General features: G+C 50.9%; 18 protein-coding genes and 3 pseudogenes. 13 read left to right on the top strand and 8 right to left on the bottom strand.

The window, feature by feature from the left end:
- Nucleotides 1-119 precede the first annotated feature (119 nt).
- A complete protein-coding gene (locus tag AAH446_RS12375; protein ID WP_342906982.1) occupies nucleotides 120-1,355 on the top strand; it encodes an MFS transporter in 1,236 nt (411 codons plus the stop codon).
- 184 nt (nucleotides 1,356-1,539) lie between these two features.
- On the opposite strand, the gene AAH446_RS12370 is transcribed toward AAH446_RS12375, so the two are convergent.
- The 3 genes from AAH446_RS12370 to zinT all read right to left on the bottom strand — a co-directional run bounded on the left by AAH446_RS12370 (nucleotide 1,540) and on the right by zinT (nucleotide 4,272).
- Nucleotides 1,540-2,436: a PhzF family phenazine biosynthesis protein gene (locus tag AAH446_RS12370; protein WP_342906981.1), complete on the bottom strand. Its 897-nt coding sequence runs from the start codon at nucleotides 2,434-2,436 to the stop codon at nucleotides 1,540-1,542.
- A 57-nt stretch (nucleotides 2,437-2,493) separates the two neighbouring features.
- Nucleotides 2,494-3,375 carry a dihydrodipicolinate synthase family protein gene (locus tag AAH446_RS12365; RefSeq protein ID WP_342906980.1) on the bottom strand — a complete coding sequence of 294 codons (882 nt, stop codon included), beginning with the start codon at nucleotides 3,373-3,375 and terminating at the stop codon, nucleotides 2,494-2,496.
- 234 nt (nucleotides 3,376-3,609) lie between these two features.
- A complete protein-coding gene (gene zinT, locus AAH446_RS12360; RefSeq protein WP_342907131.1) occupies nucleotides 3,610-4,272 on the bottom strand; it encodes a metal-binding protein ZinT in 663 nt (220 codons plus the stop codon).
- A 398-nt stretch (nucleotides 4,273-4,670) separates the two neighbouring features.
- Here zinT and AAH446_RS12355 point away from each other — a divergent pair, with 398 nt between their 5' ends.
- Nucleotides 4,671-6,083: a hypothetical protein gene (locus AAH446_RS12355; protein WP_342906979.1), complete on the top strand. Its 1,413-nt coding sequence runs from the start codon at nucleotides 4,671-4,673 to the stop codon at nucleotides 6,081-6,083.
- Nucleotides 6,084-6,315: 232 nt separating this feature from the next.
- Entirely contained in the window at nucleotides 6,316-6,630 is a 315-nt protein-coding gene (locus tag AAH446_RS12350) for a DUF6678 family protein (protein WP_342906978.1), read from the top strand.
- Between the two features lie 195 nt (nucleotides 6,631-6,825).
- Here the strand turns inward: AAH446_RS12350 and AAH446_RS12345 are convergent, their stop codons facing one another.
- Nucleotides 6,826-7,656, bottom strand: a complete 831-nt coding sequence (locus AAH446_RS12345; RefSeq protein WP_342906977.1) for an SDR family oxidoreductase — start codon at nucleotides 7,654-7,656, stop codon at nucleotides 6,826-6,828.
- Nucleotides 7,657-7,756: 100 nt separating this feature from the next.
- On the opposite strand from AAH446_RS12345, the gene AAH446_RS12340 reads away from it, so the two are divergent.
- The 5 genes and pseudogenes from AAH446_RS12340 to AAH446_RS12320 all read left to right on the top strand — a co-directional run bounded on the left by AAH446_RS12340 (nucleotide 7,757) and on the right by AAH446_RS12320 (nucleotide 12,906).
- Nucleotides 7,757-8,653: a LysR family transcriptional regulator gene (locus AAH446_RS12340; RefSeq protein WP_342906976.1), complete on the top strand. Its 897-nt coding sequence runs from the start codon at nucleotides 7,757-7,759 to the stop codon at nucleotides 8,651-8,653.
- A gap of 208 nt (nucleotides 8,654-8,861) precedes the next feature.
- Nucleotides 8,862-9,622, top strand: a pseudogene (locus tag AAH446_RS12335) (alpha/beta hydrolase).
- Between the two features lie 23 nt (nucleotides 9,623-9,645).
- Entirely contained in the window at nucleotides 9,646-10,320 is a 675-nt protein-coding gene (locus AAH446_RS12330; RefSeq protein WP_342906975.1) for a heavy metal response regulator transcription factor, read from the top strand.
- Nucleotides 10,317-11,690 (top strand): heavy metal sensor histidine kinase, encoded by a 1,374-nt coding sequence (locus AAH446_RS12325; RefSeq protein WP_342906974.1) that lies wholly within the window; start codon nucleotides 10,317-10,319, stop codon nucleotides 11,688-11,690. Before AAH446_RS12330 ends, AAH446_RS12325 begins: the two co-directional genes overlap by 4 nt.
- Before the next feature lie 865 nt (nucleotides 11,691-12,555).
- A complete protein-coding gene (locus AAH446_RS12320; protein WP_342906973.1) occupies nucleotides 12,556-12,906 on the top strand; it encodes a hypothetical protein in 351 nt (116 codons plus the stop codon).
- Nucleotides 12,907-13,241: 335 nt separating this feature from the next.
- Here the strand turns inward: AAH446_RS12320 and AAH446_RS12315 are convergent, their stop codons facing one another.
- Nucleotides 13,242-13,814: a TetR/AcrR family transcriptional regulator gene (locus AAH446_RS12315; protein ID WP_342906972.1), complete on the bottom strand. Its 573-nt coding sequence runs from the start codon at nucleotides 13,812-13,814 to the stop codon at nucleotides 13,242-13,244.
- A gap of 120 nt (nucleotides 13,815-13,934) precedes the next feature.
- Here AAH446_RS12315 and AAH446_RS12310 point away from each other — a divergent pair.
- Together AAH446_RS12310 and AAH446_RS12305 are read left to right on the top strand one after the other, a co-directional pair.
- Nucleotides 13,935-14,837: pseudogene (locus AAH446_RS12310) on the top strand (amidase); the annotation flags it as partial.
- A 104-nt stretch (nucleotides 14,838-14,941) separates the two neighbouring features.
- The gene (locus tag AAH446_RS12305) at nucleotides 14,942-15,337 is read left to right on the top strand and encodes an amidase family protein (RefSeq protein WP_342906971.1); all 396 of its coding nucleotides are present in this window, start codon (nucleotides 14,942-14,944) and stop codon (nucleotides 15,335-15,337) included.
- A 77-nt stretch (nucleotides 15,338-15,414) separates the two neighbouring features.
- On the opposite strand, the gene AAH446_RS12300 is transcribed toward AAH446_RS12305, so the two are convergent.
- From AAH446_RS12300 to AAH446_RS12290, 3 genes are all read right to left on the bottom strand, one after another.
- The gene (locus tag AAH446_RS12300) at nucleotides 15,415-16,446 is read right to left on the bottom strand and encodes a methionine synthase (RefSeq protein ID WP_342907130.1); all 1,032 of its coding nucleotides are present in this window, start codon (nucleotides 16,444-16,446) and stop codon (nucleotides 15,415-15,417) included.
- Nucleotides 16,447-16,472: 26 nt separating this feature from the next.
- Nucleotides 16,473-17,456, bottom strand: a complete 984-nt coding sequence (locus tag AAH446_RS12295) for a DUF1852 domain-containing protein (protein ID WP_342906970.1) — start codon at nucleotides 17,454-17,456, stop codon at nucleotides 16,473-16,475.
- 663 nt (nucleotides 17,457-18,119) lie between these two features.
- Nucleotides 18,120-19,070, bottom strand: coding sequence for a LysR family transcriptional regulator (locus AAH446_RS12290; RefSeq protein WP_342906969.1), 951 nt, complete (start codon nucleotides 19,068-19,070; stop codon nucleotides 18,120-18,122).
- A gap of 140 nt (nucleotides 19,071-19,210) precedes the next feature.
- Here AAH446_RS12290 and AAH446_RS12285 point away from each other — a divergent pair, with 140 nt between their 5' ends.
- The 3 genes and pseudogenes from AAH446_RS12285 to eptB all read left to right on the top strand — a co-directional run bounded on the left by AAH446_RS12285 (nucleotide 19,211) and on the right by eptB (nucleotide 23,319).
- A complete protein-coding gene (locus AAH446_RS12285) occupies nucleotides 19,211-19,828 on the top strand; it encodes an NAD(P)-dependent oxidoreductase (RefSeq protein WP_342906968.1) in 618 nt (205 codons plus the stop codon).
- A gap of 46 nt (nucleotides 19,829-19,874) precedes the next feature.
- Nucleotides 19,875-21,076: pseudogene (locus tag AAH446_RS12280) on the top strand (MFS transporter).
- A 539-nt stretch (nucleotides 21,077-21,615) separates the two neighbouring features.
- Entirely contained in the window at nucleotides 21,616-23,319 is a 1,704-nt protein-coding gene (eptB, locus tag AAH446_RS12275) for a kdo(2)-lipid A phosphoethanolamine 7''-transferase (protein ID WP_342906967.1), read from the top strand.
- Nucleotides 23,320-23,711 lie beyond the last annotated feature (392 nt).

Below are 23,711 nucleotides of genomic sequence, written 5' to 3'. Positions count from 1 at the left end.
GTAAATGTTAGGGAACTTCAAAAGGGAGAAATAATATAACGACTCGGGTTATGAGGAATTTTTAATGATAGGGGATTCTGAAAATAATCTTTAACTATTTCATCCGATTGGGGATCTGTGTGAAAAAAATATTTAAAGTAACAGTGCCAAATATTCACCGTTCCAGGCTTTTTGTTGCATCAACCGTTTTAAATGCAACAGGAGGCGGGCTTATTATGGCATTTATGATGATTTACTTTGAGCGAACAACGACGCTTAGTCTGTCAGTGATTGGGTTTGCAATCGCTACAGGTAGAGCTTTATCTTCTATTGCCCCTCTCTTTATTGGTCGCTTACTTGATAGTATTGGGCCCAGGAAATTATCGATATGGGGCGATTTTGTTAGCGGAGTGGGGTTTATTTTATGTATTTTCGCTAAGGATCCCGTGACGATAATGCTTACCCAATTTCTTACGCAAGCTGGATCCCATGTTTTCTGGACTAGTAACCGGGGACTGGTTTCACTGGCATCAAAGGGAGAGGGTATGCAAACATGGTTTGGCCTTATCGCTTCAATAAGAAATATAGGCCTGGGCTCGGGGACGGTTATTGCTTCGTTGGCTTTCTCAAGAAATGCCCTGGAAGATTTATATTTCGTTATCTTTTCTTCCGCCTCCCTCTATATTCTTTCTTGCATTGCTCTCTTTCTATGGCGCCCTGAAGAGGAGGTTATTGAAAGCAATCAAAATTGCATTAAGGAAAGATACAGCGTAAGAAAAGTCATTTCTGATGGAAAATACCGGGGTCTACTAATAATAAATTTTGGATTAGTTCTGGCAGCAATGGTAATTCCACTAATAATAGTGATCTATGCCACCGGGCAACTTGGGCTCCCTCCCTTATTTTCTGGTGCACTCATTATTTTAAATACGGGTATGGTGGCTGTAATGAGTACTCACGTTGCATCCTGGACGAAAAAAAGTGATGCGGTAAAGAATATTAGAAATTCATATTTACTTAATGTTAGTTCATTTATCCTTTTTTGGGCAGCAAGTTTAGTGATAAATCATCAGGCAATAGTTTTCTTTATTTTGATTGTTGCTATGATCATTTATAGCATTGCAGAGATGTTATCTACTCCATCTGTAAATATTTTAAGTATTCATTTAGCGCCAAAATCAAATAATGGGAGCTATATGGCGGCATTTCAGATGACGTGGTCTGTTGGAATGACATTAGCACCCGCCCTGTTTGGCTTACTTATGGATTTTGATAAAAATGCTTCATGGTATGTTCTGTTATTAGCTACAATTATAATTTATATTGTAGGGTTCAGGAATATAAAAGGAAGAACAAACGGATGTTACGAGGATTAATGCAAATAAAATAGTGCGCAATCCGGTAAAAATATTTTGCGGCCCTGTCGTCAATTCCCTATCAGGATTAGTTAAATATCCCTGTGCAGGCCAGGCGAGCAGGTTGAGCTGTCGCCCGTAGCTGAAAGTCAGACGAAAGCATTCAGCCTGTTACCCGTGACGCTATCTTCATGAACGACGCGTATCAGGGCAGGTGAAATGTACCCTCCATCACGATGACGGTGTTACCGCCCACCCGGACAGAAGGTTTTGCAGCGGTAGCGTCATAGTTTGCATGCAGCAAGCTTGCCCGTCCCATATCAACGCCCTGGCGTACCCGAAGCGAAAGCACGGTGCTATTACGACGCTGTGCCAGCAGGGCGGTAACGGCGGCTGTCGCGCTGCCCGTCGCCGGATCTTCCGTCATGCGGGGAGTAAACATGCGGGCCTGTAGCTCACACCGATCTTCTGGATTCGTTTCCAGCGTGTAGGCATAAACGGAAACCGCACCGTCGAGAGGCAGTACCGCCCGGAAACCCTGTAGATTCGGTACGCAGCGACGAAGCGCATCGCGGGTAGCCAGCTCCACCACAAGAAAAGGCAGCCCAACCGAGGCGACAAGCGGCATGTGCACTTCGGTGCGAATATCACCCGGTTCCAGAGAAAGGCAGGCGGCAACCTTTTCCGGACTGACTTCAGAGCGGCAGGATAACGTTTCAGGGACAAGGAGTTCCGCGCCGGTGATGATACCGTTATCTTTAATAAGACTGACTGGCACCAGTCCGGCTGCTTCCTCGAACAGCAGCGTCTCAGGCAGCGGCTTATCATTTAACGAGGCCTGATTTGCCAGCACAAAAGCCGTTCCGACATTAGGATGGCCGGCAAAAGGGATCTCACGCGTCGGGGTAAAAATTCGCACGCGGGCCGTATTTGATGAATCTTCAGGAGGAAGCACAAAAGTCGTTTCGCTGTAGCTAAACTCAGCGGCGAGCAGCTGCATTTGCCCGCTGGTCATTCCCTCTGCATCTAAAACAACGGCGACGGGATTTCCGCTAAAAGGCTTATCTGTAAAAACATCCGCAATAACATAACGTCTTTTCATTATTTCACCTGAGATTTATTTGTAATGAGTCACTGGCAGAGGCTAACGACAGACAGGTTAAGCCAGGTTCAGATGACGCAGGATATTGCTAATCCTCTGAATTGCCTCTTCTCCGGGCAGAGTGAGAGGCAGGGGAAGATTGTTCTTTTGCGTCAATCCAAGAATGGCTGCAGCAGCGGCAATAACCCGCAGGCTGCCGTACTGGCGAAATAATTCCCAGACGGGTTCAAGCTGCCTGTTAACTTCATCGCCGTCCCTGTTTAAAGCCTGGCGTGTCATAGTCATTGCTGCCTGCGGGAAAAGGCCGCCGGTAACGGAGTACCAGGTGTCGCATCCAGCATTCAATGCTGACGCCGCAAAAACATCTCCACTGATACCCAGTGAAACCCGCTCAGGAAGGGCCGAACGCAGTTTTCTGATGCGGTCCAGATAGCCTTCCTTATCGGGATAGCCGCCTGACAGCTTGATTGAACCGACAGCAGGGAGTTGAGCAATTCTGATAAGTAGCTCATCGCTGAAATGAAAATGCGTGGTTCCCGGATTTTCATAGACGCATAAAGGTACGGATAGAGATTGCGCCACGGTTTGATAGAGAGAATAAACTTCTTCTTCCGTCAGCTTCTGGTAGGAAAGGGGAGCCAGAAGCAGGGCCTGAGCACCGGCTTTTTGAGCATCTTCCGCAGCATTAAGCACGTCGCGGGTGCGCAATGCGCCGATGCTGGCCATGACAGGTATGGGACCAGCCGTCTCTGTAGCGAGCTTAATTAACCTTACGCGCTCTTCAGGCGGCAGGTAGGCGTAATTGCCTGTGGATCCCAATACGCATATTGAGTCCACGCTGGCATCCACAAGGCGACTCAGGAGCTGTAAATAAGCGCGATCGTCCGTTCCGGATTCGTTCATCGGAGTCAGGGGAAAAGCACATAAGCCGTTAAACACTGGATATCCTTATTTAAGAATCACCGGAGCCAGTGCCCTGACGCGCCGGAAAGGGGCTGTAAATAGGCGAAGAGTTCGCCATATCGTCGTTTCTCCTTTATTAGAGCGGCAAATTTTTGCTGGGGGTAAATGAAATATATTCAACCGGCTGATTCAGAACCATCATCTATCTGCTGAAGGAAACTGGCATGGCCTGTTATCAGCAGCCATACCAGTGTGATGCGTGATTAATGATTAGTCATGGTGCAGCAAATCATCGACAACCTGAGCGCTGGTGAGCTGATAAGGGAAGTAGGTAGGCCAGTTATCAAGCTCACTGAAAAGTTGTTCCTGTGAGCGGTTACCCATAAAAATATGGAAATGTGCAGATTTGCGCGGTGCGATAGTGTGATCGCTGAACTGGACGAACTTAGGCGCTTTTGAGTCTGCGTCTTTACACTCAAACAGATAGCGGACGCCTTTTTTCCCCGACGGATAGGTCAGAATTTTATAACCGGCGTAATCATAACGACAGGCGCTTACTTTCCCATCGACATGAAATTCCATCAGCCCGTTTTCAATACCCAGTTCGGCAACGTCAGTTGCATAGCCTTTTTTATAATATTCCTTAATTTCTTCAAAGGATTTGCCCTTATCTTTTTCAGCTTTTTTTCTGAACACAGGGTCCATCTCACCCGACAGCATAATCGGATAAGCTGACTGCCACATTCCTTCCCAGTCAGTGAGCGGCCTGTCCTTCACATCGCTGTCACTGAAAACCCCCTGTGAGGCTTTTAGTTCAGTTTCGGTCAGAGGAGCGCCGTGTGAATGGCCGTGACCATGCTCGTGCGTATGTCCACGATCGTGATTGTGGGCCTGCGTACCGTCAGCATAGGCGCTGCTGGTGATAAGAAACATCCCGAGAGAGAGTACCAGCGTATTGATATTATTAGACAAGGCAAAAACCTCAACGTTTAGCAAATGGAAGGTTATGATATAACATATCAATAATGACGGAAAGAAGTGACTGCATTTGGGAAGTTCTTACGAGCCAGCTCTGATATATTGCTAAAAGGTGACTCTGGAAAACAGATGAGCGGAGACGATCGGTGATTTTCCTGACTGTGCTCCAGAAGCTATCGAGGGCAGCGCCCGCTTCTGGTACTGCAACTCCTGTATCAGGCTGCTTTGTGCCAGGAGGGGCCGTAACTAACCCCCCGCTATGTTTATTTATAAGGTGCATATTAAGTCAGACTAACAATCTACTTCCTAATGCCGATACCTTTAGTCTTTAACCAAGATATGAAGGAACATGTATGCAATGCGTACGCTCTTTAATGCGATCACTTATATTTCTATCGCTCTTGCCGATTTCTCTCGCTAAGGCTGCTGATAAGCCTGTATTGATAGGTGGTGACACCAACCCCCTGTCTGTAACAAGAATCCATGATCGTGTGAATTACATGGTGTCGTTAAACTTCAATAACGGAAAAATTGCTCAGCAATGGCGTTCCATTGACTGTAAACAGGGCAAAGCACAGCTTTTGTACAGGGATTTACTGAATGAGGAGGGGTTTACCAAAGCTCGCTATTACGGCAACAGCTACCTCCGTTATGCCCCTGCACAGGATGATAAGCAGATGACAGCAGAGGAGATCCGTAGGGTTTGCCAGCTACCGATAGAAGACATACGGTGGGAAAGGTTATCAGCCACGTCTACAACCGGCATGACCGCTCTTGTCGATATTAATAGCATTCAGCGCATTGGCGATATTTTATCGGTACGCATGGGATATGATCTTGCAGATATCATCTGGGAACCGCCTTATGACGCGCCGCTCGAATTAAAAATTGAGCACTATTTATATAACTGTAAAACCCATCGGGGTGAGGCTGTCGCTGCAATGAACTTCGACAGCGAGGGGCGCGTTACCGATTCACTCATCACTGCTGATATTTCTCGCCGCAAGAGTAGCTTCAACATTAACACTCAATTGGCGCAACGCTTTGAACAGCTCTGCCAGTTACCAGCAGGAAAAACGTTCACTGCCGAAGGGCACTTTGTACCCGCCGCTAACAAGCCAGCATCAACGTTGATGGGGCCATCAATGCCCGATCTGAGTAATAATAATCCGCAGTGGCTAAATAAATCCCCCCTTTCAGCAGCAATTGAGCGCCAGGCGCAGTCATTGATCAAGCCATGGGCTTTACCGCGCTTTAAGCAGATCCGATATACCGAGGTAAGCGCTCTCGGAAAGGTCAAAGTACAGTTGGATGCACAACCGAATGGTTATATACGCAAGCTGGAAGATTATGGTATCTGGACAGTGCAACGTTTAACGTTGGCTAATCAGCTACAGCTGAAGTTCACCATGTCCATCAGCAGTGGTTCCACACTACTCAACAAGCTGCAGACCGATTTGCGTTTCCCGTTAGTGACTGGCCAACGATTTCAGGCGCAATGGGACAATATTGATTCTGATAAAAAAGTCACTGCTTCAACTTTACGCTGTGACGTAACGGGAGGGGGGGACGCACAAAGCATTGCACCTGAATTTAGTGGGAAATATCTATCAGTTAAGTGCCATACAACTAATAAAGGGCAAACGGGTAGCAGTGATAAGCTAGCCTGGCTGCAAGATCTCAACGTCTTCGTTCCAGTCGCTATGAAGGTTGGTAATAAACCTGAAAGCCAGATAAAACTGGAAAATGTTAATGTGATACGTTAATAAGCAAACAGGCTCACCGTTTGATCCGTCGAGCCTGATATGACTTGTTCCCTCGTTGATTAACAAACGGCGATGTCATAAATATCTTCATGAATTATGGAAACAATTACGGAAATTTGCTTTTCGCCCATAGTGGCCTGAAGTTGTTGCCATAGACTGCTTTGTGCCAGAGCCGGACGTTGCTATTAGCGTAGTATGTTAATCTATATGGAGCAGTTCCTGGGAGTTTAGAATGCTCTATAGCTGCATGAATAATACAAAATGGAATAAAATCCGTCTGGCGATGCTAAGCATGACATCGCCCCCTTTATGGAAAACTACCTCCCTCAATGGCTATGAATCCATAGTGGATGGCGAATGGTTTTACCATTTCAGTAAAGATGGCTATTCAGATATTAAGTATCTGGATGTTTTGACAAACTCAGTTGAACAGCACGTGGAAGTTGGAATTATCCTTCGGGCTATTCATCTCCCCGGAATTGAAACTTCATTCGGCTATAGAATCTTGGGATACGCAGATTCGGCCGACTATGTGGGTTATCTTTAAATCAACAAAATTATTAAGCGGACAATGAGATCACTATTGATAATAGTGTGAGGTTTGCGTCCGCTCCTCGCTCCTCGCGGACCTTACACCGCGCACGTCCGCTTCATGCCCGACGCGAACGTTGGCGCCTTGGGTTATAACGATTATGCGCCGTAACTTAGCTGTTTTGCCTTTCACCTCATCGGGCATAGCTGCCTACACTTCGTGGCGATCTGCGCCATATGCTACGGCTTTCATTGCCTGTAGCGCCTCCAGACGCGTTTTTAATGCCGCTTCAATATTGTCATATGCCGTGCTGCCCAGCGGCAGGCGCAGCGGGGGGCTGGCGGCATCAGCAGCGGCGATCATCGCCGTCACGCATTTTTCAGCATCGCCTTTAACCGCAAATTCTCCGGACATCAGCGCCGCCCGCAGTTTTCCCGCCGCCGTAGAGCGGTAAGCCGGCAGGGCATCAGCAATATCCAGTCCGGCACCGAACTGCGTCGCCGTCGGCCCCGGCTCTACCAGCAAAAAGTCGATGCCAAACGCCGCCACTTCCTGCCGGACCGCTTCGACAAAGCCTTCAATTCCCCATTTACTGGCATGATACAAACTGAAAGCAGGGTAAGCGATTTGGCCGCCTTCCGAAGAAACCTGCACAATGCGTCCGCCGCCCTGCTGCCGCAAAAAGGGAATTGCCGCGCGTATCAGCTGAATCGAACCCGTAAGATTGGTGGTAATCTGCCGCTCAATTTGCGTATCGCTCAGCTCTTCCGCGGCGCCAAACAGGCCGTAAGCCGCGTTACTTACCACAATATCAATCCGTCCCGCCTGAGCGAACGCAGCCTCGACGGTGGGATTTATCGTCGCTGTCATGCTGAGATCAAGCGTTATCACCTGCAAATAGTCGCCGTATTTTGCAGACAAATCGTCTAATACAGCTTCACGCCGGACGCTTGCAAACACCCGATCGCCACGGGCCAGCAGCGTTTCACACATCCCGCGGCCCAGGCCGCCAGATGCGCCGGTAATCAGCCAGGTTTTCATTATGGTCATCTCCGTTTAGTGAACCGAAGATCATCATAAACTGAATGACTGATGGCATAATCTCCGCAAATCAGCATGAGATGGTGGGAAATATTCAACAATGAAGCGTCCTTCCTGGAGCGAACTGGAGGCGGTGAAAACCATTGCCGAACAGCGTAGTTTTCGTCGCGCGGCTGACGTGCTCGGCCTTAAACGTTCGTCGCTTAGCCATACGATCAAAGGGCTGGAGGCGACGCTTGGCGTGCGGCTGTTCCATCGCACCACGCGCAGCGTTGCGCTGACCGAAGCGGGTGAAATGCTGATTGCGCGCCTGGTGCCGCTGCTGGCGGAGATGGATGAACTGCTGAATGACGTCACCGCCAGCGGTCAGCAGCCTTACGGCACGCTGCGCATCAGCGCCAGCGATGCAGCGATCAGCCTGCTGCTGGAAACGGTATTGCCGACGTTTATCCAGCAAAAACCGGGGATTGAGATTGATTTAGTCGCACAGGGTCAGTTGGTGGATATCGTGGCGCAGGGATTTGATGCGGGCATCCGGCTGCTTGAAGATGTGCCGAAAGACATGGTGGCCATTCCTCTGAGCGGACCGCTGCGCTTTGTTACTGTGGCATCGCCCGGTTACTTAGCCGGGCGGCCAGACATCCAGCATCCGCAGGACGTCATGCAACATACCTGCCTGCGCCATCGTCTGCCAGGCGGCAAACGTTATCACTGGGAATATCAGCAGCATGAGCAGCAGCTTGCGCTGGATGTGCCGGGCAGCCTGACCCTCGACAGCAGCGCTTTAATGGTGGAAGCGGCTGTCGCCGGGTTAGGCCTGGCCTATGTGCCGGAACGCTACGCCCGGCCGTGGCTGGACACGCAGCGGCTGGTTACGTTGCTGGATGACTGGACGATTGCATCGCAGGGCATCGCGCTCTACTTTCCGCAAAACCGCCATATGCCCGTTGCATTGCGGCTGTTTGTTGACACGGTAAAAGCAGCGCCGCGCGTCTGAGATTAACTCAGTCGATCCAGCCAGCGGATGGATCTGATGCGGGTGAGAATGGATAGGCGGCAACACAATTTGTGAAGGTTTTTAAGCGATTACAGAGGATCGATAGCCGCGTTTCGCCAATGTCATTTTTTTGTCATAACTGGCTCACCCTAATGTCAGAACCCATTTCATATCCTGTAGGCGAACCTTTCCAGACAGGAGAATTAAGATGACACTGAACAAAATTACCCTTGCAGCGGGCATGCTGCTGGCTATCGCAGGCGGCGTGGCGCAAGCTCAGGCGGCGCCGGTGCATAACATGTGCTGGTGCACGGCGCTTTCGTTGGCGGTGCGGGCTGGCGTCCGGTGTACGATCGTTTAACGCATGACGGCTATAACGTGACGCTGGTACAGGAGCCGCTGACCGGCTTTCCGCAAGATGTGGCGGCGACGCGACGCATTATCGATGAGCAAAATGGCCCGGTGATTCTGGTCGGCCACAGCTACGGCGGCGCGATCATCACTGAAGCCGGTAACGACGGTAAAGTGGCTGGTCTGGTGTACATTGCCGCCCATGCGCTGGATAACGGCGAAACGGAAGCCAGCAACGGCAAGAAATTCCCCAACAGCGCGCATCCGTTTGCAAAATCGGCCGATGGCTATCTGACCATTGAGCCAAAATATTATCACAGCGATTTCGCCGCCGACCTGCCTGACGCGCAGGCTGATTTTGAAGCACATGCGCAGATGCCGACCAACGCGGCGGTGTTCACCGCCAACATTTCCGATCCGGCGTGGAAAACCAGGCCCAGCTGGTACATGGTGGCGAAAGCTGACAAAATTATCAGCCCCGATCTGGAACGCATGTACGCCAAACGCGCGCACAGCCATACGATGGAAATCGCCGGTGCCAGCCACTCGGTGTATCAGTCGCATCCTGATGATGTCGCAAAGTTGATCGAACAAGCCGCGCAACACGCGCAGCCTTAAGTACCTGTTCCGGAGAGATGCGCATGAAAATTTTGGTCATTGAAGACGAAGCCAAAGCACGCGATTACATGCGCAAAGGCCTGACGGAGGCGGGATTCATCGTGGACGTGGCGGAAAACGGCCAGGATGGCCTGTTCTATGCCCGGGAGCATCATTACGATCTGATTTTACTCGACGTGATGATGCCCGGCATGGATGGATGGCAGGTGATGATGGCGATGGATAAACAACTTCACACGCCGGTTATCTTTCTTACCGCCAAAGGCACCCTGGAAGATCGCATCAAAGGGCTGGAGCTGGGCGCAGATGATTATCTGGTTAAGCCCTTTTCGTTCGCCGAGCTGCTGGCGCGCGTCCGTACACAACTTCGGCGCGGCGGCCAGCAGAAGCTGCCGGATATTCTGACGCTGGCCGATTTGCAGCTTGAGGTCCTGAAACGTCGCGTCGAGCGCGGCGGTCAGCGGATCGATCTCACCAACAAAGAGTTCAACCTGCTGCATCTGTTCCTGCTGCATCCTGGCGAAGTGCTGACGCGCACGCTGATTGCTTCCCGGGTGTGGGACATGAATTTTGACAGCGACACCAACGTGGTTGATGTGGCGGTAAAACGCCTCCGGCAGAAAATCGATGGCCCCTTTGCTCAACCGCTGATCCACACCGTTCACGGCGTGGGTTATCGCTGCGAAGCAGAATTATGAAGAAACGCTCTCTCGCGGCGCGTCTGTCGCTGATGCTAAGCGTTACGGTGATGGTCATTTTTTCATGCAGCGGCATCGCGCTTTACCACTCCCTGGCTGTGCAGATTGGCGTGCGTGACGATGCTGCACTGCTGACGCGTATCGATCAGATCCGCACGCTGCTGCGCGATGAAGATGCCATTACGCTGATTCAGCAGAAACCGCGTCTGTTCGCCAATATGCTCGGCAATACCGAATCTTTGCTGGTGCTGCGTTTTCCCGGGCAGCCACCGCTGATTGTGATCAATCCCGGCCAGCGCCCGCTCCCGGCCATTACGCCCGTCGCGGCGGACCAGCCGCTAACGCTGGCGTCGGTACATCATCTCGAAGCCGGCAACGGTACGCCGTTTATCTCGGCGGCGGCGCTCACGCCAACGCGTGATGGCAGCGGGCAGATTGAGATCGTCACTGGCCGACTGATGAACGACCGGACGCAAACGATGAGCAGCTACCGCAATCAAATCATCCTGGCGACCACGCTGGCCGCATTACTGGTGGCCGCGATCAGTGTCTGGCTGGTACGACGTGGTTTGTCCCCACTGCGTCGCCTGGCGACGGAAGCGAATGCCGTTGATGTGCGTCATTTGTCACACCGTATGCCCGCTCAGGCACCGGCGGAATTGCAGCCGCTGGTCGCCGCCTTTAATCAGATGCTGAGCCGCCTTGAAATGGGTTATCAGCAGTTAAGCCAGGTCTCTGCCGATATGGCGCATGAACTGCGTACGCCCGTCGGTACGCTGATTGGCCAGACCGAGGTCGCGCTGAGCCAGACGCGCAGCGTCAGCGATTATCAGGCGCTGCTGGGCTCCAATTATGAAGAGCTGGAACGGCTGGCGAAGATGATCGATAACATGCTGTTTCTCGCTAAAGCGGAAGATGCCAGCCAGGCGATGGATGTACAGCGCATCGATCTGGCGCAGCTGGGCGAGAAATTGCAGGGCTATTTTGACGGAATGGCGGAAGAAAAGGCGATGCGGCTGGAGATGGCGCTGCACGGCGAACTGCATGCCGATTCGCTGCTGCTGCAACGCGCGCTGGCGAACCTGATGGCGAATGCGCTGCGCTACGGCCATCGTGACACCGCGATCCGTGTCTTTAGCTCGGCGCTGACGAACGGTGTTGAATTGGTGGTGGAAAACCATGGCTCTGAGCTGAGCACCGAACATCAGGCGCGCATTTTCGATCGCTTCTGGCGCGCCGAGGCGTCACGCCATCAGGGCAGCAGCGGATTAGGACTCTCTATTGTGCGTAGCATCATGCGATTGCATCAGGGAAGCTGCGAGGTGTATAGCGGGCAGGGCGTGAACCGGTTTACGCTGCGCTTTCCCTGAAGTCGCCATGTATGACAACCGGACTTACCGATGCGCATATATGTTTCTGAGTCAAAAAGGGTGCCTGTGCCAGCAGACAGATAGCCCGTCACCTCTACATCCACGGTACAGGCGAAACGCTAAGCTTTTTCCGAATGGTGGCGAATGGGCTCTTGCGTGCAGCGGGCGTTTTTGTCGGATTTCTTATAAGGCGGATACAGAATCCCGTTTAAATACGAAGGTAAGGCTCGCTCGCCAGGAGGTGGAAATCTTTACGGAATTGTCACGGTCAATCCAGACATATTTAAACAGCTGCTGCCCGGAATACTTTATTCAGGCCTGATGTCCGTTACTTACCCAAGGCCGACACGGTTCTGGCTGGTGGGCTGCTTTGTGGCAGAAGTAGACGTTACGCAGGGATCAATTAAAATTCCTACCGACCCGCAGTTTTCTGTTCATCGCTCAGTGAGCTCTTAATCGCCCCACAATGTCTTTTTCGCAACATGCATCCTTTGGTGTCGACCGAAGCATCACGCTTTCGTAAGCAATAAACTAAACGGAAATAGACGACGGGTCACAGCTCACGCCTATTTTTACACCGTACCCGGTCGTAACAGCTTTAGGGGGACGTCTGAGCGCAAATGTTGCATTTTGCAGCGTCGCTTCCAGCTGCCCTGTTTATGCAGTAAGAGAGAAGGTGTACTAAGCAGGAATCATCGCAAATTAATATGACATGTATCATGATATTAATACTTAATTCATGAGTTTTGTAAGGAAGTGAATCTAAATAAAAACTTAATTAAACAACCAAAATTATTAGCATAAATATATTATTATTATTTCCATTGAAGATGTCAGCCGGTTTAGTTTAGCAAGGAGATATCAAATGAAATGGACAGTTATTGACACCATTGCCTGCCCATCAACAGGCACATTATTTTCGCGGATAGTTTCTGAAAGGAAACTTCATCTCATTCTCTGGTATTCCAGCGAATATATAATAGAAAAGGGCAATGTCATTACTACGGGGATTCAACATGTCAATAAAAACGGTAAACCTTTTAAATTAGATGTGCTAAAAACTTTGCCCGGAAGCGATCGAGTATGGCATCCCATAAAAAGGAATGCTGATTGTCCTGGCAACACAGATTTCGTATCGGAAAAATGTTCAAGGATGACTGTATGTGTTTTTGATGTATGCCCCTGGGGAAAGGAAAAAAGAGCTTTAGTCCGCTAACATCTCAGCAGTGACATGGTTTGTAAATAGCACATGAGCGTTCTCGTGGAAATGTGCGCTTCAGGTTCGTTGTCCGGATGTCATGGTTAATTACTTTACGTTCATATGGGTTTCACGTAAGACAGAATACCTTGCAGTTAATAAAGTACTCAATGTCATAACAGAGAGGACGGCGGGCAGCTATGTTCGCTCTCCGGGCAGATGATGAATACTTTCTTTATATCTGCTTCTGGCATAAAAGCAGACTTCCAGTTATTGCTCTGCGTCAACCAACAGGACATCAGTCAAAAGCGCACAGCTCCGGCTTTACACGCCTGAACCAAACCGCGTCGCATTTACCTGTGAGCGGAAGGAAGTAAGCCTGCCTGTGTATACCCCTCAATAAGCTCGTCAAAGAGGCTGATATCGTTCCGGCTTCTGGCCATCAGCTGAGCGCCTGCAATGGCGGAAAAAATAGCGCGTGCCCGCTTTTCGCTATCTTCAGATCCGACAATACCTGCCTCCTGTAATTGCGTGCTCAGCCATGCAATGTTTACGTCAGCGAATTTCTGCATTTCTCTTTTTACTGGCTCAGGCAGGTCATCATACTCGGCGGACATAAAGCTGCCCATGCACAGCCGGTTCTGACTTTCCAGCGAGCGGCGAAAAATCTGTGGGTAACGGTTCAGGCTCCCCAGCGCGTCGGCTTCTGCTTCACGCAGAGCTTGCAGATCGCGTGCTGTATCTTCCCAGTATCGTTGCGCTACCGCTGCGCCCAGCTCTGCTTTACTGGAAAAGTGGTAATAAATGCTCGCCGACTTGATCCCGACCTCATCAGCCAGGCTGCGGATATTAATACCGGTATAACCATGAGCCTGTGCTGTCAGGCGGGTTGCTTGTAAGATTTCATCTTTAGATGTCTTGCTCATTATTCATCTCCTGAAGAATACAGATTTATTCTACCACATGTTAGGTAGGTGTTGACGCAACGGTTTCCTGCGCCAACTGTCTACCTATCAATCGATAGGTAGGTAGGTAGGTAAACAATCATGAGCAAAGACATCTTTTTTTCAGACGCAACCCAGATGGCCAAAATGATCCTCAACCGTGAAATTTCTCCGGTTGAAGTTATACAGGCGCATATCGACCATATTGAATCGACTAATGCGGAAGTCAATGCGATCGTGACGGTAGCAGCCGGTGCGATGGAACAGGCCAGAGCCGCCGAAGCTGCGGTGATGAGAGGAGAGGATCTCGGGCCCCTGCATGGCATTCCCTTCACCGCGAAAGATTCGATAGATACTGCCGGAGTACTGACACAGCGCGGCTCACCCATTTTTAAAGATCGTCTGCCGGCAGAGGACGCGACAAGCGTGGCGCGTCTCAGAAGCGCTGGCGGTATCCTGCTGGCTAAAACCAACCTGCCCGAATTTTCATACTGGATTGAGAGCGATAATCTGCTTTCCGGGCGCACCAATAACCCCTGGGATCTGATCCGTACGCCCGGTGGTTCCAGCGGCGGAGAGTCTGCGGCCATCGCGGCAGGCATGTCTCCGCTTGGTCTGGGAACAGACCTGGCCATTTCCATACGCGGACCGGCTGCGCAGACGGGGATCACCTCAATGAAAGCGACGCACGGCAGCGTGCCGATGACGGGCATCTGGCCCCGCGCGCCCCGCCGTTTCTGGCATGTTGGCCCGATGGCCCGTTCTGTACGTGATATCGCCCTGGCATTTTCACAACTGGCCGGGCCCGACGGGCAGGATGCTTTTTCCAGCAGCGCGCCCCTGTATTCAGACGGTCTGCCGTTTAGTTCATCCCGGCCGCTTCGTATCGGCTGGATGACCGGTCCTGGCTTTGGCCCGGTGGATGCGGAAGTGGCAGCGGTAGTGAAGTCAGCGGCTGAAGCGCTACAGGGATCGGGCGTCGTCGTGGAGCACGTGGGTATTCCGGCACTGGAGCAAGACTTTGCGCTTGATGTTTTCAACCGAATCCACGTGATGGAAATGAAGCCGGAATTTGCTGCCGCCACCGCAGGCCGGACGAACTTTATAAGATGGCAAAGACCATGCTCTCTCTGCCGGAGACTTCTGTGGCTGATTTTATTGATGCGGAACAGGCAGCGGAAAGGTTACGGGATGGTTTTGCAGAATACTTCACACTGTATGATGCGCTTATCACACATGTACTGCCCATCCCGGCACACAAGCACGGCGTTGACCGGTTTGTCATTGACGGACAGGAGGTTGATGCGACTTATTTGCAGGGCGCGACAGTCCCACTGAACGTGACGGGCTTACCCGGCATAGCGCTGCCGTTTGGCAGAAGCCGTGAGGGTATACCTGTTAACATACAGATTGTTGGCAAATGGCATGCTGAGAGAACTATTTTGCATATCGCCTCGCTGCTTGAGGCTGCCAGTCCGGTGAGGGGGTTATATCCGGAACTTTAAAAGCAAAGGTGCCTCGCTTAACGCCGCGAGGCTTCATCCTTATGACTGCTCTTCTAATCTTCTGATATCTGGCGAAGTTATTTAGCCAGTATTTCTCTGCGGACGATTTCTGCGCCTGCACTTAAGGCATTTAGCTTGCCCTGGGCGACACGACGGGATAACGGCGTCATGCCGCAGTTGGTGCAGGGATAGAGTTTATCCGCATCAACAAACTGTAGCGCTTTACGCAGCGTATCGGCGACTTCCTCCGGCGTCTCAATGGTATTCGTCGCCACGTCAATGGCACCCACCATCACTTTCTTGCCGCGAATAAGTTCAATAAGGTCCATGGGAACACGAGAGTTTTGACATTCCAGGGAGATGATATCGATATTCGATTTTTGCAGCCTGGGGAAGATCGCTTCATACTGTCGCCACTCCGATCCCAGCGTTTTTTTCCAGTCTGTATTCGCTTTGATGCCGTAGCCATAGCAAATATGGACAGCAGTTTCACATTTAAGGCCTTCAACGGCCCTTTCTAACGCGGCAATCCCCCAGTCGTTCACCTCATCAAAGAAAACATTAAATGCAGGCTCATCGAACTGAATAATATCGACTCCGGCAGCCTCTAATTCTCTGGCTTCCTGATTCAGGATCTTGGCGAATTCCCATGCGAGCTTTTCACGGCTTTTATAATGGCTATCATAAAGCGTATCGATCATGGTCATGGGACCCGGCAGCGCCCATTTTATCGGCTGGCTGGTTTGCTGGCGTAGAAATTTTGCATCCTCAACAAAAACGGGCTTTTGACGGACCACTTCGCCGATGACTGTCGGCACGCTCGCATCATAGCGGTTGCGGATTCTCACGACCTCGCGTTTTTCAAAATCAACGCCGCTGAGGTGCTCAATAAAGGTGGTGACAAAATGCTGGCGCGTTTGCTCGCCATCACTGACGATATCAATACCTGCCTGAAGTTGATCCTGCAGGCATAAACGCAGCGCATCCCGTTTGCCATCAACCAGTTCCTCACCCTGCAATTTCCAGGGTGACCACAGTGTCTCAGGTTGAGCCAGCCAGGAAGGTTTAGGCAAACTGCCCGACGTTGACGTAGGTAATAACTTTTTCATCATAGAGAACCTTGTATGTCGATCGATCAAAGAACGGCAGCAGCAGACCATTGCTCAAGCACAGTTTGGTAAGGTTTAATGAATTTCTCTTCAGTAAACCTCCCTTGTTCAACCGCCAGCTGGCTACGCTCTTCCCGATCGTAAACAATCTGAGTTAACGAATAATCCTGATGCTTCAGGCTTGGCTGATAGACTTTTCCTGCGGCGGAGTTCGCATTGTAAATCTCAGGCCGGTAAATCTTCTGAAAGGTTTCCATCGTGCTGATGGTACTGATAAGTTCAAGATTAGTGTAATCGCTGAGTAAATCGCCATGGAAATAAAAAGCCAGCGGCGCAACGCTGCCTTCCGGCATAAAATAGCGCGCTTTCAGCCCCATCTTTGCGAAATAGTAATCGGTCAGGGAAGGCTCGTCCTGCTGATATTCGGCACCCAATACAGGATGCGTATTACCCGTACGGTAATAGGTGTTTTTACTTGAAACGCTCAGGCAGATAACCGGCGGCTTACTGAAAGCCTTCTGGTATGCAGCTGAATTAATGAAGTTTTTAAATATATTTCCATGCAAATCGCCAAAGTTAGCGGGCATGCTAAATTCAGATTGGTTTTTATTATGATCCGGCAGTAAGACGCTGAAGTCGTAATCTCTCACATAAGAGGAAAAGTTATTTCCTACAATGCCTTCAATACGCTGGCCGCTTTGTTTGTCAACGATGTTCGTTTTCAATATTTCAATCACTGGAAAGGCACCGCCTTTGCCCTCAATATCAATATTCAATTCAGCGGAGATAATTTCAAGCTCAACCGAATAGCGATCGCTTGTAGGGTTATCCCATTGCGCCAGAGAGTTGTAGCGATTATCGATCATCGCCAGGGTGTTGCGCAGGTTTTCCTGACGCTTATCACCTCTGGCTAAATTCGCAAAGTTGGTGGTGATGCGCGTATTTTCAGAAGGGTTATAGTTTTCGTCAAAACGAATAATTTTAAGCGTAAATGTGAGGTTTTTATTCATTGCAATCCGGCACCCTGATTTATGATATAAAACCTGACGTTCTCGCTTGCTTTTCAGGCTTTCTAATTTATTGTATCAATGTTAAATAATTAACAACGTTGCATCTTTTATGCCTGAGTCACGGGGTGAGGAAAAGTGATTTAATTTCACTCAACATGAACTATCTTCATGATGAGACCCGGAATCAGTACCGGTGATGTTGCCGATGCCGCTGTCTCAGGGGATCCACGGTAATAACTCGTTGGTTGTGAGCCGATCACCGTAGTGAACAGGCGGTGCAGAGCCGGTGACTATGACGAGCTTTAGAGCGCGGTTTAGTCGTTTCGATCCGCCACTTATACAAGGGGTGTACTAATGCTAATGTTTGCTTTTCGTTCACAGAGGAAGATAAATGCTTCCTTTATGTCAGAGGCGGACATCGCTAGTTTGTACATAGCGCGCAGATCATAAAGCCAGATCGGTTAATGGGAAATTATGATCAGGGAGTCCTGTACCGGAATCAGCTGACCCGATGCAATGTTGATTCGCGCTGTCATCAGCGGAATACAAGCGAAACCCAGACCATCCAGAGCCGGCGGAACTAGAAAGTAGGGGCTATATTCTCCGTAATTTATTTCATCGTAAAAATAAATTAACTTAAAAGTATATGAAGGCGTTAATTGCTTAAAAACGCCTTTTCACCGTGGGTAAAAAACTAAAAAAGGAAGTTAAGGCACTGACGGCCAGCTTTATATTTGCCTGCCCTGGGTGACGTTCGGCCGTTAATAAAGTCAGCGGGTAAAAAGGCAGCTGTTTATTTGGTAGTACTCTTACCAGCGTGCCCTGCTCCAGGGCCGCCCGGACATCCGGATAAAAAAGTCGCGCAATGCCCGCTCCCTGTTCACACATCTGCTGAAGTGTAATCTGGTTAGTGGTGGTGGTTCTGACCGCTAACGTTATCTTTTCCGGCTTATTCTTTTCATCCACTAAATGAAGCTGAAAATTGGGCAAAGGAGTGTCGTTAATCCGGTTAGGGGTAACCGTATGAAGGACCTCATTCATTAATGACAGCCAGTGGTGGTGATATAAATCATCTGTAATCTGTGGCGCTCCCCAGCGTTCCAGATAGGCTGGCGAGGCGCATAATATCGTCTCCATATCACCCAGCCTGCGTCCAATCCAACTTGAGTCAGGTAATGAGCCAACGCGCAGCGCCACGTCGATGCGTGACGCCACCAGATCAGTCAGCTCATCATCAACGAGCAGGCTCAGTCTTAGCTGTGGCCATTCCGCCAACAAGGGGGCAAGCGCAGGCGCTACGTAGGCACCAAACCCCAAAGGGGCAGCGATTTTTAGTTCACCTCCGGGGGCGTCACGGGCAAGTTCCAGCGAAGCGGCAGCAGAATTTCTGGCTTCCAGCAATTTCAGACAATGGGGGTAACAGCGCTCTCCGGCATCAGTCAGCACAAGTCTGCGGGTCGAGCGGTGTAACAGGCTCACGCCGAACTGTCGCTCCAGCGTACTGATAATCTGGCTAACGGCAGAGGGCGTCAGATTCAGTCGGCGGGCAGCCGCGCTCATGGATCCCGATGCGACCACTTCTGCAAATACCGCATATAGCTTCAAATCATTCATTTATTAGCCAGCCTTAAAGAATCATTAAATAAACCGCAGATAATCATGACACTCTTAAAGTGACATAATAAATCTCAATATAGAACAGGTCGCAAACTTCAGGTCTTGTTTTTTGTACCCGGAAAATTTATGGAGATTTTATGAAAATTGCCCTTATTGGTAGTACCGGTTATGTAGGATCAAAACTCCTCGCTGAAGCGCTGGAAAGGGGCCATGAGGTCACCGCCATTGTAAGAAACATCAACAGCATTTCATTAAATGACAGAAACCTGAGTGTGAAAGTGGCGGATGCAGGCGATCTGACTGCTGCACTCAGCGGCCATGACGTCGTTATCAGCGCTTACAACCCTGGGGCGGACAGTGATGGCAGCACCACGCTGGCCATTATTGAAGCGGCAAAACGTGCAGAGGTCAGCCGCCTTTTGGTGGTGGGGGGCGCCGGGACACTACTGCTCCCCTCCGGTGAACGTGTCGTGGATCAAAAAGATTTTCCCGCTGAGTGGAAAGAAGGGGCACTGCGCACAGCCAGATTTCTGGAGCAGTTAGAGAACGAGAGGCAGCTGGACTGGGTGTTTCTTAGTCCGGCGGCCATGCTGGTGCCTGGCGAACGCACCGGACAGTATCGGGTCGGTAAAGACCACCTGCTGCTCAACAACAGCGGGGATAGCCGGATTTCCCTGGAAGATTATGCTGTTGCGATGCTGGATGAAGCAGAGCAGCCACAGCATCACCGTGAACGTTTTACCGTCGCTTATTAATTCTCTGAAATAAAACGGAGTGAACCGGAAAGTGCCGCCAGTAAAAATGTTCAACGCAGTACATTCCCGCCCGTCTGCATCTGTCATGCTGGCACATCTGATCCTCTCATCAGGGGGATTCGCTATCGGTACGGGTGAGTTTGCCACGATGAGTTTTTTGCCAGCGATAACCCATGAGTTGGGTGGCGATGCCCTGTCAGGAGGACACGTAGTCAGTGCTTATGCACTTGGCGTTGTCCTGGGGGCGCCTTTACTGGCGGTCCTGGGCGCGCGCGTTGAACGCAGTCTGCTGCTGATGCTACTGCTGGGCTGGTTCGCAGTGGGCAATTTGCTCAGCGCCCTCGCTCCCACTCTGCAAAGTTTAGTCGCGCTGCGTTTCGTCACGGGGATGACTCAGGTGCTTATTTTGGGGCGGCAATTCTGGTCGCAGTCAGCATTGCAGGAGAGCAGCGTCAAGGTAGCGCCGTAGCCCGCATTCTTATGGGGCTGGCACTGGCTACCACAGTTGGCGTTCCGCTGACCAACCTGCTTACCCAGTATGCGGGCTGGCGGATGGGATATGCCGCTATTGGACTTTTTTCAGTGCTGGTTATGGTGTCGCTACGCTGCATACTGCCGCTTCAGCCGGTTAGTGCTAACGGCTCCATACGACAGGAGCTTGGCGCGTTACGTCGTCCACAGGTGTGGCTGAGCGTGGGTATCGGCGCCATTGGCTTCGGCGGTCTGTTTGCCGTTTACAGTTATCTCGCTTCAACATTGCAGACGATGAAACAGGTATCAGACACTACGACCGTACTGATTTTTTGCCTGTTTGGAGCAGGCATTACCTTCGGTAACAGGGTGGCAGCAAAGCTGGCAAGAAGGGGCATTATGCCTGCCGCTGGTCTCATTCTGCTCTGGAGCGCTGTCTCAACGCTGTTCTATTCTTTCAGCACACATAACATATGGTTAATTTCTCTGTCGGTATTCGCAGTTGGCTGCGGGGGAGGGCTCGGGACAATACTGCAAATGCGGCTGATAGCGGTAGCGGGAGAGGCCCAGAATTTGGCAGCCTCACTCAATCACGTCGCGTTCAATATTGCCAATGCGCTGGGTCCATGGCTGGCAGGTTTAGCTATCGCATCAGGGCTGGGATGGGCGTCGGCCGGCTGGACAGGTTTTGCGCTGGCACTGGGCGGACTGATTATCTGGTCAATTGCTCTGTTACTGCCTGACCAGTCTGAGAACCCGCCGGTAAGCCCGGAGTAAAGCTATAAGCGCAGAATTTACCTGAAGGAGCGATATGGCCATTTTTACCGATGGGGTAAACAAATTGACCCTTTTCGAGGGGAATAAAATCCGTTCCTGAGTGAATGCCGGCGCCGTATAGGTGTTTAATCAGAAAGCTCAGAAAAACGTTTATCCGGGCGCGATCAAATAAGGCCGTAGAAGTCAGATGCTGATACCCGGCGTGCCTGACGTTTCAGGCGAACCGAACCCGCTGACGGCAGAAAAGCTCTTCAGTAACAATGGGTATGTGGTCTCACGAACCCTGCCTCGCCCACCAGTCACCTACCGCTGACCACTTTTTGCACTTTTCTGTGCACTATTCACACGATTAATCTGAACTCTTGCAGGTAATGTGATTAACTACGCCGCTTGTAAAGGAGGCGTTCAGCTTCTTGCTTTCAGAATGTTCCGTTTAAACCCTCTCCGCCGCATAATCGGTCTGTCATCCGAACTCTGGCGAAACGGCATGGTCTGATTAGCGTTTGAGAATTGTTTGGTTACGCCAGGAAAATGGTTGCATGAATTATATAAAATCACTAACCCAACAGAAGCTCTCGCTTTTGCTGGCTTTTTACATCGGTATCTTCCTCAATATCCCCGTTTTTTACCGGCGGTTTGATCCTTTTCTGACGCATTTTGAGGTTTCGCAGTGGCTCTCCGCCGTCGCGGAAATGGTCGCGATCGTCCTGCTGACGTTTTTCCTGATGCGCCTGCTTTCGATCGGTGGCCGGGTATTCTGGCGCATTGCCGCCACGGCTCTGGTGCTGATTTCCGTCGCCGCCAGCTACTATATGAGCTTTTTCAATGTGGTCATCGGGTACGGCATCGTCGCCTCGGTGATGACCACCGATACCGATCTGTCGAAGGAAGTGATTGGCTACCACTTTGTGCTCTGGATGGTGCTGGTCAGCGCGGTGCCGCTGCTGCTGATCTGGCGTAACTCGCTGCGTATGACGCTGATTGAACAGGTCAAAACGCCGGGACATCGCATCAAGCCGTTGCTGACACTGCTGCTCGCCGTGGCGCTGGTCTGGCTGCCCATCCGCTATTTTGACAAACAGCAGAGTATTCATGAGAAGCTGACTAACATCGATCTGCCAAGCTATGGCGGCGTGGTGGCGCACTCTTATCTTCCGTCAAACTGGCTGTCGGCGTTAGGCCTGTTCGCCTATACCAGCTACGACGAAAAAATGGATAGCGAGTCGCTGTTCGATCCGGCCAAAGAATTTACCTATACCCCGCCTGCTGCCGGTCTGGATGATACCTATGTGGTGTTTGTCATCGGGGAAACCACCCGCTGGGATCATATGGGCCTGCTGGGCTATGAGCGCGACACCACGCCGAAACTGTCGCAGGAGAAGAATCTTGTCGCCTTCCGGGGGGAGTCCTGCGATACAGCGACGAAGCTTTCGCTGCGCTGCATGTTTGTGCGTGAGGGCGGGACGGATGAAGGACCGGGACGCACGCTAAAAGAGCAGAACGTCTTTGCGGTACTGAAGCAGTTAGGCTTCAGTTCTGAGCTGTTTGCGATGCAGAGTGAGGTCTGGTTCTATAACAATACCGATACCGATAACTATGCCTTCCGCGAACAGATCGGCTCTGAAAAGCAGAACCAGGGGAAATCGGTGGACGATATGCTGCTGGTGCCCGAGCTGAAAAAATCGCTCGACAGGCATCCTCAGGGCAAACACCTGGTTGTGCTGCATACCAAAGGTTCACACTACCTCTATTCTCAGCGTTATCCGCGTGAATATGCCCGCTATCAGCCTGAATGCATGGGCGTGGATCATGCCTGTAGTAAAGATATGCTGATCAACGCCTTCGATAACTCGGTGCTTTATACCGACACGGTGTTAGATAGCGTGTTTGACCAGTTGAGGGATAAAAAAGCGATTGTGTTCTATTCATCGGATCACGGTGAGTCGATCAGCGAGAACATGCATCTGCATGGCACTCCGCGTCATATGGCCCCGCCCGAGCAGTTTCGTGTGCCGATGATTGTCTGGGCCTCCGATAAGTATCTGGCGGAAGCCGATCATCATCGTGCGTTTGAACGTCTGAAGGCGCAGCAGCGCGTGGGGAAAACCCACCGTCACGTAGAGCTGTTTGATTCCATCCTGGGCTGTCTGGGATATACCTCGCCGGATGGCGGTATCAACGACGCCAATAACTGGTGCGCCGCGCCAGCAAAAGCCACGTCGGCGACGGCGGAAAAAGCCTGATTGTTAACGCCCGGCACAGTCCGGGCGTTTGATTCCCCTCCACGCATTGACCTGCCTGCTGCTCCCGCAGCACGTTATACTGCCCATGATAAAAGTGCTTCGGCGCTAAGGCATTCTTCAGCAGCCTGAAAACCTTCGCCACGCCTTCTGCCACCTCTCCGTCAGCGCTTAATTCGCGTCGCGTTTCTCTTATGTCCGTTTTGCGCCAACTGCGCATTTCTTATATCGCTGACGCAGCATATTCCGCTGCCTGAACAGGTATAAGCAAAGTGTATCGTTCAAAAAGGAGGCACTTGGCGGTGTTCCCTGAACGTTTTTTTCCGGAGCTTATTACTGTTCTTTAGCCAGATGGCAGGCTTTTTATATGGTTAATGCCGCTTCACCCACGCGTT

This window comes from Erwinia psychrophila (genome assembly GCF_039023475.1).
In the GTDB taxonomy this organism is placed as follows: domain Bacteria; phylum Pseudomonadota; class Gammaproteobacteria; order Enterobacterales; family Enterobacteriaceae; genus Erwinia.
Note: the sequence above shows the minus strand (reverse complement) of the source record. Positions and strands in the feature narration are given on the sequence as shown.